This is a genomic window from Halomonas tibetensis, from assembly GCF_042643535.1.
Taxonomy (GTDB): Bacteria; Pseudomonadota; Gammaproteobacteria; order Pseudomonadales; family Halomonadaceae; genus Halomonas; species Halomonas tibetensis.
In genome coordinates this window covers 53500-67983 of record NZ_JBHRSQ010000006.1, presented here as the reverse complement: position 1 = coordinate 67983, position 14484 = coordinate 53500, and the positions used below count along the sequence as shown (strand labels likewise).

Sequence of the window (14484 nt, the reverse complement as noted above, 5' to 3'; positions counted from 1 at the left end):
CGCCATGGCGGCGCTTCTCTCCAGAGCGCCTTGCACGGGCAGACATGCACCCACCTGGAGCAAGGGAATGCGACCTGGAATGGCCATCCCTCTGGCCCTGGCCGTGCTCTGCGGGCTTGGGCTTGCCAGCCGTCCGCCCCCCGGGCTGCTAGAGGGTCTTGGGATCTTCACTCTTCTGGTGCTGGCCATGCGACGGCCCGCGGCTTGGCTGCTGATGATGGTAGTGGTTGGCGTCACCTCAAGCCTGCTGCTGGCCCGCGGGGCCAGTCTGCCCGAGGGGCTGGTCCGTGAGGATCTTGCCGTGGAGGGGCGTTTGGTGGCCGTCACGCAGGAGCCAAGGTTGACCCGCCTGACCCTGGAGGTCACGGCGTGTCACCCCCTCGCCGAGGGGCGTCCCGGCTGCGATCGCCTGAGGCGGGTGCGGTTGAGCGCCTTCGAGGCACCGCCCATGCAGCCCGGCGAACGCTGGGCCTTCACCGTCCGCCTGCGCCCGCCGGCAGGCTTCGCCAATCCCCACACCTTCGACTACGAGGCCTGGCTGTGGCGAGAGGGCATCCAGGCTACCGGCTATGTTCGCCGTGAGCCGCCGCCGCAGCGGCTGGCTGAGTCCGGAGACGGGCTGCGCGAACTTGCCCTGGCCCATCTGGCGTCACGTGCGCTACCGTCGCGCGCCGAGCGCTGGCTGGCGGCGCTGACCCTGGGCGCCGGCGAGCGGCTGACCGCCGAGGACTGGGCGCTGCTCAACGCTAGCGGCACCACCCACCTGATGGTGATCTCGGGTCTCCACGTGGGGCTGGTGGCAGGCTTCGCGCTGCTGCTGGGGCGTGGGGCGGCCCGGTTGGCGACGCCGGGACGTTGGCGACTGGCGGTATGGCCCTGGTGGCTGGCCGGCGTCTCGGCGGCGGGCTACGCGACCCTCTCGGGATTGGAGCCGCCGGCGCTTCGCGCTCTGGTGATGGCGCTGGTGGGACTCTGGGTGGCCAGCGGACGCCATGCCCCGGGCCCCTGGCAGGGCTGGTGGCTGGCGCTAGCCGTGGTGCTGTTGATCGACCCGCTCAGCGCCTGGCGTCCGGGGCTGTGGCTCTCCTTTCTGGCGGTGGCGCTGCTGATCCTGGCCTGGCAGGGACGGCCGCGTCCGCGCGGGTGGCGTGGCTGGCTATGGGCGCTGATCAGGACCCAACTGATGCTGGCGCCGCTGATGGCTGCGGCAGTGCTGCTGGCCTTCGCTCGACTGGCACCGGCGGCGCCGCTGGTCAATCTGGTTGCCGTGCCGTTGGTCAGCAGCTTGCTGGTGCCGCTGGGGCTGCTGGGCTGGCTGCTCACGCCATTGCCGCCACTGTCGGCGCTGTGCTGGTGGCTGTTCGCCCAGCTCACGGAGGCGCTGGCCTGGTGCCTGGAGGCGGCGGTGGTCTGGCTCCCGCTGTGGCTTCCCGAGCCTGCTCTGGTGACGCCTCTGGCGCTCTGTCTGGGCCTGGTGGCGCTGCTCTGGGGGCTGCCAGGGCTGTCGGGTCCGCTGCGCACGGCGGGCAGTCTGGCACTGGCCGCCATAGCCATGGGGCTTGCGCCATCGGGTATTCCCCACGGCCAGCTGGAGGTGCGGGTGCTTGACGTGGGGCAGGGGCAACTGGTGGTGCTGCGTACTGCAGGCTATCGAGTGCTCTATGATACGGGGCCACGTTTCGCCTCGGGTTTTACTCCGGTCAGTGTGCTGTGGCCCCCGGGCCAGCGCTTCGACGAGGTCATCGTCAGTCATGACGACCTCGACCATGCCGGCGGCGTAGCGATGCTGGATGAGCGCCACCGGGTCAGCGGCTTCCTGGCGCCGCCGGGCGAGGCCATCGGCGTGCCTTTCACGACATGTCTGGCGGGAGAGCGCTGGGAACGAGATGGCGTGCACTTCCGCTTTCTTTGGCCGCCGAAAGAGACTGCTGCGTTCACCAGCAACGACCGTTCCTGTGTGCTGGAGGTGAGTGCAGGCGAGCATCGTCTGCTGATCACCGGCGACGTGGGACGACGGGTAGAGCGTGCCATATTGCTCGACGCCGAGGCGCCTCTGACGCTGTTGGTAGCCGGCCACCACGGCAGTCAGACCAGTTCCGGACCCCAGCTGGTTCAGTGGCTTACCCCGCGGCACGTCGTCTACAGTGCCGGTCGGCGCAACGCCTTTGGCCATCCCCACGACGAGGTGGTGAGACGCTTCCGGGCGGCGGGGAGCTGCCAGTGGAGCACGGCGTTGGATGGGGCCCTGACCTTCCGTCTCGGGCGAAGGTCTGGGCAGCCCGTTGAGAGCCTACGACGTCAGCCCTGGCGGTGGGGCGGTGTCGGAGCTGACTGCCTTGCGTTAGAATCGTTTCAAGATCGCGGACATGAATAATGAAGCATCTTCGAGGTAAAGCGCATGGACATGATGGAGGCTCTGATCGCCGGAGGCTGGCTGATGCTGCCGCTACTTGGCTGTTCGTTGCTGGCCACGGTGATCATCATCGAACGCCTCTGGACACTGCGCGCTGGGCGCATCGCGCCTCGGGGGCTGGGCCAGGAGGTCTGCACCCTGGTCGCTCGTGGTCAGATCAACCTCTTCTGGCTGGAGAGCCATTCGCCTCTGGGAGGGGTGCTGGCCGCAGGTATGCGCAACGCCCAGCTTGGGCATGAGCAGGTGAGGGCTCGGCTGCAGGAGGCGGGCACGGCGGTGATCCATGACATGGAGCGCTTTCTCAGTCCGCTGGGCACTATTGCGGCCATTGCCCCGCTGATTGGCCTTCTGGGCACGGTGGTGGGGATGATCGAGGTCTTCTCGGTGATCGTCGCCGGCGACGGGGCCAGCCGAACCGCTGACTTGGCCGGCGGCATCTCCAGAGCTCTGGTGACCACCGCGGCAGGACTGACCGTGGCGATCCCGGCCCTGATGTTCCATCGTTACTTTCTGCGTCGGATCGAGGACATCACCGTGCGCATGGAGGAACAGTCGGGCCAGGTAGTGGAGTTCCTCGCCCACTACGGCGGTGAGCTGACCCTGGCCGAGCGCCACGAGCCCGTCGGAGAGGCTGCCGGAGAGGAAGAACGCCTCGAAGCCGACGGCCGTCTGGCCCCCCGGGTGAAGCGTCCGTGAGGTTTTCGCGCCCCCGGCGTGACCCGGTAGAGGTGAACCTCACGCCGCTCATCGACGTGGTATTCCTGCTGCTGATCTTTTTCATGGTCTCCACCACCTTCGAGACCCGTCAGGCGCTGGAGCTTGAACTGCCTGAGTCGACCAGCGGAGTGGCAGCTGAAGTCTCGCCGGTCACGGTAGTGATCACGGCCACCGGCCTTTACCGGCTCGGCGAGCGTGAACTGTCGCCGGCCGAGCTGCCTGGGGCCCTGGCCGCCGAGGCCGAGCAGGCCCGCGAGCACGGTCTCGTAGTCGAGGCCGACGGCCGCGCCAGCCACGCCAGCGTGGTGCGCGTGCTGGACCAGGCAGGCCAGCAGGGCATCCAGCGGGTGCGTATTGCCACCACCGAGAGTCGCTCGAGCGAGACCACTTCCCCACAAGCGGAGACGCCGTGAACCAGGACGGGACCCCTCAACACTCTGGCTGGACGCTCTATAAGCGCCTGCTGAGCTATGTGCGCCCCCACTCGCGCTCCTTCGCCCTGGCGATCGTCGGCTATGTCATCTATGCCGCCTCCAGCACCGCGCTGGCCGAGATGATGAAGCGGTTGATCGATGGCATCCAGGATCCGGACGCCAGCTTTCGGCTCTTCCTGCCGATGTTCGTGGTGGGCATGTTCGCCGCCCGCGGGCTGGGGACCTTTCTTGGCACCTATTTCATGAGTAATGTGGCGCGCAACGTGGTCCACTCCCTTCGCTGCAACGTCTTCAACCACATGCTGCACCTGCCGGGGCGTTTCTTCGACAGCCATTCCAGCGGCCACCTGATCTCACGGGTCACCTATCACGTGGAGCAGGTGACGGGGGCGGCCACCAAGGCGTTGACTATTCTCTTGCGCGAGGGACTATTCGTCATTGGCCTGGTGAGCTACCTGCTGTGGACCAATTGGATGCTGACCCTGCTGTTCCTGACGGTGACCCCGTTGATCGGCGGTGTGGTCAGCTACGCCAGCAAGCGCTTCCGGCGCATCTCGGCGAGAATCCAGGCCTCCATGGGAGACGTCACCCACGTGGCCTCCGAGGCACTCTCCGGCTATCGGGTGGTGCGAACCCATGGCGCTGAGACCTTCGAGAAGGCCCGCTTCGCGGCGGCCAGCGAGTATAACCGCCAGCAGAGCATGAAGGAGGCGCTGACCAAGGCAGTCAGTACGCCGATCATCCAGTTACTGGTAGCCGTGGCCCTGGCAGTGCTGGTGTGGCTGGCCATGTCGCCGGCGCTGATGGATAACATGACCGCCGGTGAGTTCGTGGCCTTCATCACGGCGGCTTCGCTGATGGCCAAGCCGGTTCGCCAGCTCACCGAGATCAACAGCGAGATCCAGAAAGGCCTGGCCGCCGCTGCTGAACTGTTCGGCCTGCTGGAAGTGCCCGCCGAGCGCGATGAGGGCCGATATGAGCCTGAGCGTCTTGAGGGCCGGGTGCATCTCGAGGGCGTGCGCTTTCGCTACGCCGAGGGCCAGCCCGAAGTGCTAAAAGGGATTGATCTGGAGGTAGCCGCAGGGGAGATGATCGCCATTGTCGGCCGTTCGGGCAGCGGCAAATCGACCCTGGTGGGGCTACTTCCGCGCTTCTATCGGCCCACCGAGGGACGTGTGCTGATCGACGGGGTGCCCCTGGATGACTACCGTCTGGCGCCCTTGCGCCGCCAGATCGCTCTGGTCTCCCAGCAGGTCACCCTGTTCAACGCCAGCATCGCCGACAACATCGCCTACGGAGTGCCGGATGCTGACCCGGCAGCCATCGAGGCCGCCGCTCGGGCCGCTCACGCTCACGAGTTCATCGAGCGTCTGCCCGGCGGCTACGCCACCGTGGTAGGTGACAACGGGGTGATGCTTTCGGGCGGCCAGCGCCAGCGCCTGGCCATTGCCCGGGCCATCTTCAAGGACGCACCACTCTTGATCCTCGACGAGGCGACGTCGGCGCTGGACACCGAATCCGAGCGCCATATCCAGGCGGCTCTGGAGGAGGTATGCAAGGGTCGCACCACCCTGGTGATCGCCCACCGCCTCTCTACCATCGAGCGCGCCGACCGCATCCTGGTGATGGAGCAGGGCGAGGTGATCGAGCAGGGCAGCCACGCCGAACTGCTGGCCCGAGGCGGCGCCTACGCGGCGCTGCATCGTCTGCAGTTCCAGGAGGCGGACCCGACATGAAGGGGGTGGGGGAGCGCTGGCTGGAGGCGGCCTATGCAGGGTCGCCCTGGCTCCGCCTCTTGCGCCCCCTGGAGGGGTTCTATCGCGCCACCGTGGCGCGTCGCAGGGTGGCCTATGCCGCAGGCCGCCGAGAGGTATGGCGAGCGCCGGTACCGGTGATCGTGGTGGGTAATCTGACGTTGGGCGGCACCGGCAAGTCGCCGCTGGTGGCCTGGCTGGTGCGCCATCTGTCTGCCGAGGGCTGGTGCCCTGGCATCCTCTCCCGGGGCTATGGGGGCAAGAACGGCAGCTATCCGCTGCTGGTTGACGACCGAACGTCGGCGGAGCAGTGCGGCGACGAGCCGCGCATGCTGGCCGACCAGACGGGTGTGCCGGTCGTGGTAGACCCTGACCGTCCCCGCGGCGCGCGCTGCCTGCTGGAGGTGGGCTGCGACATTCTGGTCAGCGACGACGGCCTCCAGCACCTGGCCCTTGCCCGCGATCTCGAGCTGGTGGTGGTTGACGGCGTGCGGGGCTTCGGCAACGGCCGCTGCCTGCCTGCCGGTCCCCTGCGCGAGCCGCTCTCTCGTCTCGAGAGCGTCGATGCCGTGGTGATCAACGGCGAGCCGCGATTCGCACCGCCGGCTGGCGCCTTTACCATGCGCCTGGCGCCAATCGCCTGGCGGCGACTTGGCGATGGCGAGCGCCTGCCGTTGGTGCCACTTCCGTTTTCTGCTCCTGTGCACGCCGTGGCCGGCATCGGCCGGCCGGCGCGCTTCTTCGAAACCCTGGAGGGCCTTGGTGTTGAGGCGTTGCCCCACCCCTTTAGCGATCATCACGCCTACCGCAGCGAGGAGCTCGCCTTCGACGACGACCGGCCGCTGGTAATGACCGCCAAGGATGCCGTGAAGTGCCGGGGGTTGGCCCCCGCAGCCAGCTGGGTGCTGGAAGTGGAGGCCAACCCGGAAACGGGTTTTTCCGACTGGCTCGACGGACGCCTGGCGCGGCTGGTCGAGCCCGCCCCCGAAACGAATTCGCGAGCCGGCAAAGTGCCGACTCATCATCAGGAGTGAGGTGAATACGATGGACAAGGAACTGCTGGCCATGCTGGTCTGCCCGCTGTGCAAGGGCAAACTCAAGTATCAGCGCGAGGCCGAGGAGCTGCTCTGCCTGTTCGATGGATTGGCCTACCCGGTGCGCGACGGTATTCCGGTTATGCTGCCCGAGGAGGCGCGTCAGCTCAGCGTCGACGAAAAGCTTCACGACTCGCCCGGACGCATGGGGGACGCGTGATGGCCGAGCGCGAGTTCATCGCCGTCATTCCGGCGCGCTATGCTTCCTCGCGGCTGCCCGGCAAGCCCCTGGCGCAGATTGCCGGCCAGCCCATGGTCGCCCACGTCTGGCGGCGTGCCTGTGAAAGCCGCGCCACCCGCGTGGTGGTCGCCACCGACGACGCCCGTATTGAGACGGCCCTGGCGGAGCTCGGCGCCGAAGTCCTCATGACTCGCGTCGATCATCCCACCGGCACCGACCGTCTGGCCGAGGTGGCCGACCGACTGGGCCTGGCCGATGATGCCGTGCTGGTCAATGTGCAGGGCGATGAACCGCTGATTCCGGCGACGCTGATCGACCAGGTGGCCGACCGGCTTTTCGATGACCCCGAGGCCTCCATCGCTACCCTGGCCGAGTCGATCAGCGACGTGGAGACCCTGTTCAACCCCAATGTGGTGAAGGTGGTGCGCGCGCTCTCTGGACGCGCCCTCTATTTTTCTCGGGCGCCCCTGCCCTGGGATAGAGAGGCCTGGGATAGAGACGCTTGGGATAGAGACGTCTTCGCCACCCGCCCGGAGCTCCTCGAGACGGGCGCCTGGCTCCGCCATATCGGGCTTTACGCCTATCGGGCGGGTTTTTTGGCCGAGTACGGTAACTGGGTCCCCTCGCCCCTGGAGCAGCTCGAGCACCTTGAGCAACTGCGGGCCTTGCACCACGGTCACTCTATTCAGGTGGCGCTGGCCCGGGAGCCGCATCCCGCCGGCGTCGATACCGTCGAGGACCTGGCCCGGGTGCGTGCGCTGCTGGAAACCGCTGACGACAGGGGAGATGCCTGATGCGCGTTCTGTTTGTTTGCCTGGGCAACATCTGTCGCTCGCCCACCGCCGAGGTGATATTCCGACGCCTGCTCGACGAGCGCGGCCTGGCTCATCGGGTCCAGGTCGACTCGTGCGGGATTGGTAACTGGCACGTGGGCAAGGCGCCGGACCCACGCACCAGCCAGGCTGCCGCTCGCCGCGGCATCGATCTCACTACCCTGCGTGCCAGACAACTGGTCGCCGACGACTTCGGCCGTTTCGACTATCTGCTGGCCATGGATCATGACAACCTGGCGGCGATGCGCGCCCTTGCACCGGCCGGGTTCGATCCTCACCTGGGACTTTTCCTGGACTTTGCCGGTCTGGCTGACCGTGCCGTGCCTGACCCCTACTACGGCGGCGAACGGGGCTTCGAAGAGGTGCTCGACCTGGTGGAGAAGGGGGCCCTTGGCCTGCTGGCCGAGATCGAGACGCGTCTGAAGGCGCGTCCTTGAGTTCGGTGCACTACCCCGAGCACGACCTGACGGCGGCCAATACCCTGGGCCTGCCCTGCGTGGCAGAGCATTTCGCTGCCCCCGCCAGCCTGGACGCGTTGCAGGAGGCGCTGGCCACGGCCCGTGCCCACGGCTGGCCGCTGACCCTGCTGGGCGGCGGCAGCAATCTGATCCTGCCGGAGCGCCTGACAGGACTGGTCATTCGGCCGGCCATGGATCGCTGGTGGATCGAGGAGGGCGAGAGCGAGGCGGTTCGGGTCCACGCGGAAGCGGGGGTGATCTGGCATGAGCTGGTCATGGCGCTGGCCGAGCGTGGCCTCTGGGGCACCGAGAACCTGGCGCTGATCCCGGGACACTGCGGTGCGGCGCCGATCCAGAATATCGGCGCCTACGGGGTCGAACTCTGCGAGGCGCTCGAGGCGCTTCAGGTGGTGGACCTGACCGATGGCCGGGCGGCATGGATGACGCCCGAGGAGTGCGCCTTCGGCTATCGTGACAGTGTCTTCAAGGGGCGGCTGGCGGGGCGTGTGGTGGTCACTCGTCTGGTGTTGAGGCTGTCGCGTTTGGCGGCCCCACGCCTTGGCTACGGGGACTTGGCCGCTCGGGTCGGCGTCTCGCCCAGCCCGCTCGAGGTGGCCGAGGCGGTGTGCGCCATTCGTCGCGACAAGCTGCCCGACCCGGCGCGGCTCGCCAACGCCGGCAGCTTCTTCAAGAACCCTCTGGTGTCGGGCGCGCAGGCCGAACGTCTACTCGCCGAGTATCCGAGCATGCCGCATTTCCCCCAGCCCGATGGTCGGGTCAAGCTGGCCGCGGGGTGGCTGATCGACCAGTGTGGTCTCAAGGGCTTTCGCGAGGCTCACTTCGGACTGCATGATCGCCAGGCACTGGTACTGGTGCACTTCGGTGGCGGCAGCGCTGGCGAACTGCTCGTCTTCGCCGAGCGAGTGGCTGGCACTGTGCGCGAGCGCTTTGGCGTGTCGCTGGAGCGGGAGCCACGCCTGGCCGGCATCCCTCCAGGGTAGCGATGGGCCTGATGGCCTGAACTGAAACGACAGCGCCCGCAGCCATGGTTGCGGGCGCTGTCACTTTCGGGGAGAAAAGCGGGGCCTCAGCCCTGCTTGCCCTCCTGAGCCTTAGCTTCCAGCTCACGACGGCGGATCTCCCGCGGGTCGTTGTGAGCACGCCGACGACGACGGTTGGCGCGTTGCTCTTCTGGCGTTTCTTCGGCCTTGGGGGCTTCGGGCTTGGGCGCGTCGGCTTTCGCTTCCGGCTTGGGCGCGTCGGCTTTCGCCTCCGGCTTCGGCGCGTCGGCTTTCGCCTCCGGCTTGGGTGCGTCGGCTTTCACGTCGGCCTTGGGCGCGTCGGCTGTCGTCTCGGGCTTGGGCGCGTCGGCTTTCGCCTCCGGCTTCGGCGCGTCGGCTTTCGCCTCCGGCTTGGGCGCGTCGGCTGTCGCCTCGGGCTTGGGCGCGTCGGCTTTCGCCTCCGGCTTCGGCGCGTCGGCTTTCGCCTCGGGCTTGGGCGCTTCGGCTTTCACGTCGGACTTGGGCGCGTCGGCTTTCGCCTCGGCCTTGGGCGCTTCGGCTTTCACGTCGGCCTTGGGCGCTTCGGCTTTCGCCTCGGCCTTGGGCGCTTCGGCTTTCGCTTCCGGCTTGGGCGCGTCGGCTTTCACGTCGGCCTTGGGCGCGTCGGCTGTCGCCTCGGGCTTGGGCGCGTCGGCTTTCGCCTCGGGCTTGGGCGCGTCGGCTTTCGCCTCGGCCTTCGGCGCGTCGGCTTTCACGTCGGCCTTGGGCGCGTCGGCTTTCGCCTCGGCCTTCGGCGCGTCGGCTTTCACGTCGGGCTTGGGCGCGTCGGCTTTCACGTCGGCCTTGGGCGCTTCGGGCTTGGCAGCTTCGACCTGGTCGGGCAGCGGGGTGTCGGCTTTCGCCTCAGGCTGGGCTTCAGCTGCTTCTGCCTGAAGCCGCTGCTGCTCGGCCTCGGCCTTGGGGTTGATGGCATGCTGACGGCTGCGATTGCGCGGATTATTGCGGGTACGCTTGGGTTTGCCATCGTCGACCGGCACCTCGGTGCTGGGTGCTTCGCTCTTCGCTTCGGCCGGTTTTTCGGCAGGGCGATCGTCGCGCTTGTCGCCACCGCGTGACCGCCGCGTGTCGGCGCGGGGTTTCTCATCCCGTGGTTTGTCGTTGCGAGCCTTGTCTTCTTTAGGCTTTTCGTCTCTGGGCTTTTCGTCGCGAGGCTTTTCATCGCGAGGCTTTTCATCCCGAGGCTTTTCATCCCGAGCTTTGGGCGTCTCCTGCTGACGCGTCTGGCGAGGGTCGTCCTGGCGTCCGCGACCGCGGCCTCCGCGGCTGGCGTTGCCGCGATTGTCACGGTTTTCGGCGTTATCGGTCCCGCTGTCGCCGCGTTCATTCTCCTGGCGTGGGGCACTGCGGCGCTCGTCGTTGCGCGGACGACGCTGTCGGTTGGTGTTGCGACCGCTGCGATCATCATCGCGCGGGGAGGATTTGCGAGCGTCGGTATTGCCGCGCGTCGGCTCGGGGCGGGCGGGCGTCTTCTGACTACTGTCGGCGGGGGTTTCGTCGCCGCCCAGCAGCTTGGCAAGGCCCTTCACCAGGCGGCCCAGTACGCCGGCCTGAGGCTCCGCAACCGGCTGTCGCACCACCGGTGCCCTGGCGGGGCTCTTGGCCGACGGGGGTGGCGGTGTCGCCGGGGCGGGAGCGGTCGGGGCGGGAGCCGCAGAAGCGGTCTCCTGAACAGCGGGAGTCTCTTCCTGCTGCAGGGAGGCAGGCGCGGGCTCGTGGTGAATTACCGTCTTTACCGCCGCCTCGGCGCGCTGCGCCGGCTTGGTAAAGGTGGATTCAGGTTCACGACCGACCTCGGTCTCGGTAGAGAGCTCGAAGCTGGAGAGTGAGGCGGTACCATCTTCGTCGACGTGGTCATCGCGCAGGCGCTGGACATCGTAGTGGGGCGTATCCATCTCGATGCTGGGCAGCAGCAGGACCCTTACGCCCTGGCGGCGTTCGATGTCGGCCAGCACGGTGCGCTTCTCGTTGAGCAGATAGGTAGCAACCGGCACCGGGAGAATGGCGCGAATCTGGGCGCTGCGCTCTTTCATGGCCTCTTCCTCGATCAGGCGCATGATCGAGAGCGAAATGGAGCGAACGTCACGGATGGTGCCCTGGCCGTTGCAGCGTGGGCAGACCACACCGCTGGTCTCGCCAAGTGACGGGCGCAGGCGCTGGCGGGACATCTCCATCAGGCCGAAGCGCGAGATGCGACCGATCTGCACCCGGGCGCGGTCCAGCTTCAGCGCGTCACGCACGCGATTCTCAACCTCGCGCTGGTTGCGGGCCGGGCTCATGTCGATGAAATCAATGACCACCAGGCCACCGATGTCGCGCAGACGCAGCTGGCGGGCAATCTCGTCGGAGGCCTCCAGGTTGGTCTGCAGCGCCGTCTCCTCGATATCGCTGCCCCGGGTGGCGCGAGCCGAGTTGATGTCGATGGAGACCAGTGCCTCGGTGTGGTCGATGACGATGGATCCACCGGAGGGAAGCTGCACCTCTCGCTCGTAGGCGGTTTCGATCTGCGACTCGATCTGAAAACGTGAGAAAAGCGGGACCTCGTCAACGTATAGCTTGATCTTCTGCTGGTAGGAGGGCATGACCTGGCGGATGAAAGCCAATGCCTCCTCGTAGACGGCGTCGCTGTCGATCAGCACTTCGCCGATGTCCTGGCGGAGGTAGTCGCGCATGGCGCGAATAATGACGTTGGATTCGCGGTAGATCAGGAAGGGAGCAGAGCGTTTACCCGCTTCGGTGGTGATCGACTCCCATACCTGCACGAGATAATCGAGATCCCACTGCAGTTCCTCGGGGGAGCGGCCGATGCCGGCGGTGCGTACGATCAGACCCATACGGTCGGGCAGGGTGAGCTGCCCCATGACCTCCTTGAGCTGGCTGCGCTCCTCGCCCTCGATTCGCCGGGAGATGCCGCCGGCCTTGGGGTTGTTGGGCATCAGTACCAGGAAGCGGCCGGCCAGGCTGATGAAGGTAGTCAGCGCCGCCCCCTTGTTGCCGCGCTCCTCCTTGTCGACCTGGACGATGACTTCTTGTCCCTCCTTCAGCACCTCCTTGATGCTGGGACGGCCCGAGGCGGGCTCTTTGACGAAGTACTCTCGGGAAATTTCCTTGAGAGGCAGGAAACCATGTCGGTCGGCACCGAAGTCAACGAAGGCGGCTTCCAGGGAAGGCTCTATTCGAGTGATCTTGCCTCGGTAGATGTTGGCTTTCTTCTGTTCCCTGGCGCCGGACTCGATATCCAGGTCGAAGAGGCGTTGTCCATCGACCAGGGCGACGCGCAGCTCTTCGGGCTGGGTCGCATTGATGAGCATCCGTTTCATGTTGTCTCGCACTATGGGGCACCGGCGAGTACGACGTAGCGAACCTCTGTGTGCTGCGTGCCTGTTCTCAGCGTATCGGAAAGATACGCTTCTGCGGCCGTGACGGTTCTATATCGACGCGTCACGACACGAGTTGTTGAGTACGGGGCGGAGGCAGGACATGTCTCGGTAGGGGGGTCACCCATCCGGCCCTGCGGTCACCGCCAACACCTGGCATTCATCGATTCGCCGCCGCCGATCTCCGGCACGCAGTTGAACGTGTCCCATGGCCTGCCGACGCTTCATGACGAAAAAACATCGGGGGATCCGGGCGTGGCGCTGTATCGCTGTCTTTCTGTTGCTGCGGGCGGCGAGACGTATCGACGTCCTCGCGGCCTTGATTTTTCGCTTCGGCCTGCGTGTCTGTCGTGCAGGCGCTTGGCAGGCTTAGCTAAGCCCATTGAAGCGAACCAGCAATATAACAGCAACAGGGCTGCGCCAGCAATTGGCGCGCCGGGGCGCCCACTGCGATAGAATGCGCCTTTTAGCAGTATCCAGCAGTGGAGTCTCGGCATGGCCGAAGGACGCGACGTACAGTGGGTCGAGGTAACGGAAGGACAGGATGGCCAGCGGATCGACAACTTCCTGCTGACCCGCATCAAGGGAGCGCCGCGGTCGCTCATCTATCGCCTCGTGCGCAAAGGCGAGGTGAGAGTCAACAAGAAGCGCGTCAAGCCGGACACTCGCTTGGCTATCGGGGATCTGGTGCGCATCCCGCCGCTCAAGCTTTCCCCCCGTGAAGCGGTGCTGGAGGTGAGTGATAATTTGCGCAACTTGCTGGCCGGCAGCGTGCTGGTGGAGGGACGCGATTGGCTGGTGATCAACAAGCCTGCAGGACTTGCGGTTCACGGCGGTAGCGGTGTCAAGATCGGTCTGATCGAGGCGCTGCGCCAGGTGCGGGAGGACCTCGACTTTCTGGAACTGGTCCACCGACTGGATCGCGACACCTCCGGCTGTCTGCTGCTGGCTAAGTCTCGTCCGGCACTTTTGGCGCTGAACACGGCTCTGAAGGAGCAGAAGATGGACAAGCGCTACCTGGCTTTGGTGGCCGGACGCTGGCCGGCGCGGCGCGACTATGTGGCGGCACGGCTGGACCGTTACATTCTGCCCAACGGCGAGCGTCGGGTGCGGGTCGACCCGAACGGCAAGGTATCGCGCACGCGCTTTTCGGTGCGTGAAGCCTTCGCCAGGGCAACGCTGGTGGAGGCCGAGCCGGTCACCGGGCGCACCCATCAGATCCGCGTGCACGCGGCACACACCGGCCAACCGCTGCTCGGCGATGACAAGTACGCCAGCCGCGACAGCCAGCGGCTCAGCGCATCGCTCGGGGTTGCACGGCTGTTCCTGCACGCCGAGTCGCTGACCTTCCCCGAGCCCACCAGCGGTCGCCCGGTGCAGATCAAGGCGCCGCTCCCCGAGGAGCTGCAGGCGGTGCTTGCTCGTGCTCGCCGCGACGCCTGAGTCCTGCATCGACCACTCGTATCGACCACTCGTATCGACCACTCGTATCGACAACAGGGAGACGACAATGCGCTATCGACTGGTGATCTTCGACTGGGACGGCACCCTGATGGATTCGGTGGCGCGTATTGTGGACTGCATGCAGGCGGCTTCGCGTGAAGCTGGCTGGGGTGAGCTCACGCCAGAGAGCGTTCGCAATATCATCGGCCTGGGGCTTCCCGAGGCGATCGCCAGCCTGTGCCCGGGCATCGATCCCGACCGAGCCGAGCTGCTGCGCAGCCGCTATGCCTGGCACTTTGTCGAGGGCAGCGACACGCCGATGCGCTTCTTTTCCGGGGTAGAGGAGGGGCTTGTTGGTCTTCACGGCGGCGGTGTTCAGCGCTTGGCGGTGGCCACCGGCAAGAGCCGCCGGGGTCTCGATCGGATCTTTCGAGAGAGCGACAGCGGGCGCTGGTTCCAAGCTAGCCGTACCGCCGACGAGACACGCTCCAAGCCACATCCGCTGATGCTCGAGGAGCTGCTGCGAGAGTTGGAAGTGCCGCTGGAGGAGGCGGTAATGGTAGGCGATACCGAATACGACCTGGAGATGGCCCGCGCCATCGGCATGGATCGGGTGGGAGTGACCTGGGGCGTGCATGCGCCCGAGCGACTCGCCGCCAGCCGGCCGACCTTCACCGCCGAGGCGGTTCCCGAGCTATTCGACTGGCTGCAAGGAAAATAAG

Annotated in this window: 12 protein-coding genes; 11 read left to right on the top strand and 1 reads right to left on the bottom strand. The window is 66.5% G+C overall.

The window, feature by feature from the left end; all coding sequences use genetic code 11:
- Positions 1 to 79 precede the first annotated feature (79 nt).
- The 9 genes from ACFODV_RS01350 to murB are packed head-to-tail and all read left to right on the top strand — an operon-like array spanning position 80 to position 8885.
- Positions 80 to 2374, top strand: a complete 2295-nt coding sequence (locus tag ACFODV_RS01350; protein WP_379753485.1) for a DNA internalization-related competence protein ComEC/Rec2 — start codon at positions 80 to 82, stop codon at positions 2372 to 2374.
- Positions 2375 to 2398: 24 nt separating this feature from the next.
- Positions 2399 to 3109, top strand: a complete 711-nt coding sequence (locus tag ACFODV_RS01345) for a MotA/TolQ/ExbB proton channel family protein (protein WP_379753482.1) — start codon at positions 2399 to 2401, stop codon at positions 3107 to 3109.
- Positions 3106 to 3543: an ExbD/TolR family protein gene (locus tag ACFODV_RS01340; RefSeq protein ID WP_379753479.1), complete on the top strand. Its 438-nt coding sequence runs from the start codon at positions 3106 to 3108 to the stop codon at positions 3541 to 3543. The genes ACFODV_RS01345 and ACFODV_RS01340 overlap by 4 nt, the downstream gene beginning before the upstream one ends.
- Entirely contained in the window at positions 3540 to 5300 is a 1761-nt protein-coding gene (gene msbA, locus ACFODV_RS01335; RefSeq protein ID WP_379753476.1) for a lipid A export permease/ATP-binding protein MsbA, read from the top strand. Before ACFODV_RS01340 ends, msbA begins: the two co-directional genes overlap by 4 nt.
- Positions 5297 to 6352, top strand: coding sequence for a tetraacyldisaccharide 4'-kinase (gene lpxK / locus ACFODV_RS01330; RefSeq protein WP_379753473.1), 1056 nt, complete (start codon positions 5297 to 5299; stop codon positions 6350 to 6352). The genes msbA and lpxK overlap by 4 nt, the downstream gene beginning before the upstream one ends.
- Positions 6353 to 6362: 10 nt before the next feature.
- Entirely contained in the window at positions 6363 to 6572 is a 210-nt protein-coding gene (locus ACFODV_RS01325) for a Trm112 family protein (protein WP_379753470.1), read from the top strand.
- Positions 6572 to 7387, top strand: coding sequence for a 3-deoxy-manno-octulosonate cytidylyltransferase (gene kdsB, locus ACFODV_RS01320; RefSeq protein WP_379753467.1), 816 nt, complete (start codon positions 6572 to 6574; stop codon positions 7385 to 7387). The genes ACFODV_RS01325 and kdsB overlap by 1 nt, the downstream gene beginning before the upstream one ends.
- Complete coding sequence (locus tag ACFODV_RS01315; RefSeq protein ID WP_379753464.1) at positions 7387 to 7863, top strand: low molecular weight protein-tyrosine-phosphatase; 477 nt, start codon at positions 7387 to 7389, stop codon at positions 7861 to 7863. Before kdsB ends, ACFODV_RS01315 begins: the two co-directional genes overlap by 1 nt.
- Positions 7860 to 8885 carry a UDP-N-acetylmuramate dehydrogenase gene (gene murB / locus ACFODV_RS01310; protein WP_379753461.1) on the top strand — a complete coding sequence of 342 codons (1026 nt, stop codon included), beginning with the start codon at positions 7860 to 7862 and terminating at the stop codon, positions 8883 to 8885. Before ACFODV_RS01315 ends, murB begins: the two co-directional genes overlap by 4 nt.
- 86 nt (positions 8886 to 8971) lie before the next feature.
- Here the strand turns inward: murB and ACFODV_RS01305 are convergent, their stop codons facing one another.
- Positions 8972 to 12262, bottom strand: a complete 3291-nt coding sequence (locus ACFODV_RS01305; protein ID WP_379753458.1) for an Rne/Rng family ribonuclease — start codon at positions 12260 to 12262, stop codon at positions 8972 to 8974.
- Between the two features lie 552 nt (positions 12263 to 12814).
- Here ACFODV_RS01305 and ACFODV_RS01300 point away from each other — a divergent pair.
- Both ACFODV_RS01300 and ACFODV_RS01295 read left to right on the top strand, forming a co-directional pair.
- On the top strand, positions 12815 to 13762 hold the full coding sequence (locus ACFODV_RS01300; protein WP_379753455.1) for an RluA family pseudouridine synthase: 948 nt from the start codon (positions 12815 to 12817) through the stop codon (positions 13760 to 13762).
- Positions 13763 to 13829: 67 nt separating this feature from the next.
- Positions 13830 to 14483: an HAD-IA family hydrolase gene (locus ACFODV_RS01295; protein WP_379753452.1), complete on the top strand. Its 654-nt coding sequence runs from the start codon at positions 13830 to 13832 to the stop codon at positions 14481 to 14483.
- Position 14484 lies beyond the last annotated feature (1 nt).

Coding starts and splice junctions, on each gene's coding strand:
- ACFODV_RS01350 (WP_379753485.1), top strand. CDS start 80: ATGGCCATCCCTCTGGCCCTGGCCGTGCTCTGCGGGCTTGGGCTTGCC.
- ACFODV_RS01345 (WP_379753482.1), top strand. CDS start 2,399: ATGGACATGATGGAGGCTCTGATCGCCGGAGGCTGGCTGATGCTGCCG.
- lpxK (WP_379753473.1), top strand. CDS start 5,297: ATGAAGGGGGTGGGGGAGCGCTGGCTGGAGGCGGCCTATGCAGGGTCG.
- ACFODV_RS01325 (WP_379753470.1), top strand. CDS start 6,363: ATGGACAAGGAACTGCTGGCCATGCTGGTCTGCCCGCTGTGCAAGGGC.
- kdsB (WP_379753467.1), top strand. CDS start 6,572: ATGGCCGAGCGCGAGTTCATCGCCGTCATTCCGGCGCGCTATGCTTCC.
- ACFODV_RS01315 (WP_379753464.1), top strand. CDS start 7,387: ATGCGCGTTCTGTTTGTTTGCCTGGGCAACATCTGTCGCTCGCCCACC.
- ACFODV_RS01305 (WP_379753458.1), bottom strand. CDS start 12,262: ATGAAACGGATGCTCATCAATGCGACCCAGCCCGAAGAGCTGCGCGTC.
- ACFODV_RS01300 (WP_379753455.1), top strand. CDS start 12,815: ATGGCCGAAGGACGCGACGTACAGTGGGTCGAGGTAACGGAAGGACAG.
- ACFODV_RS01295 (WP_379753452.1), top strand. CDS start 13,830: ATGCGCTATCGACTGGTGATCTTCGACTGGGACGGCACCCTGATGGAT.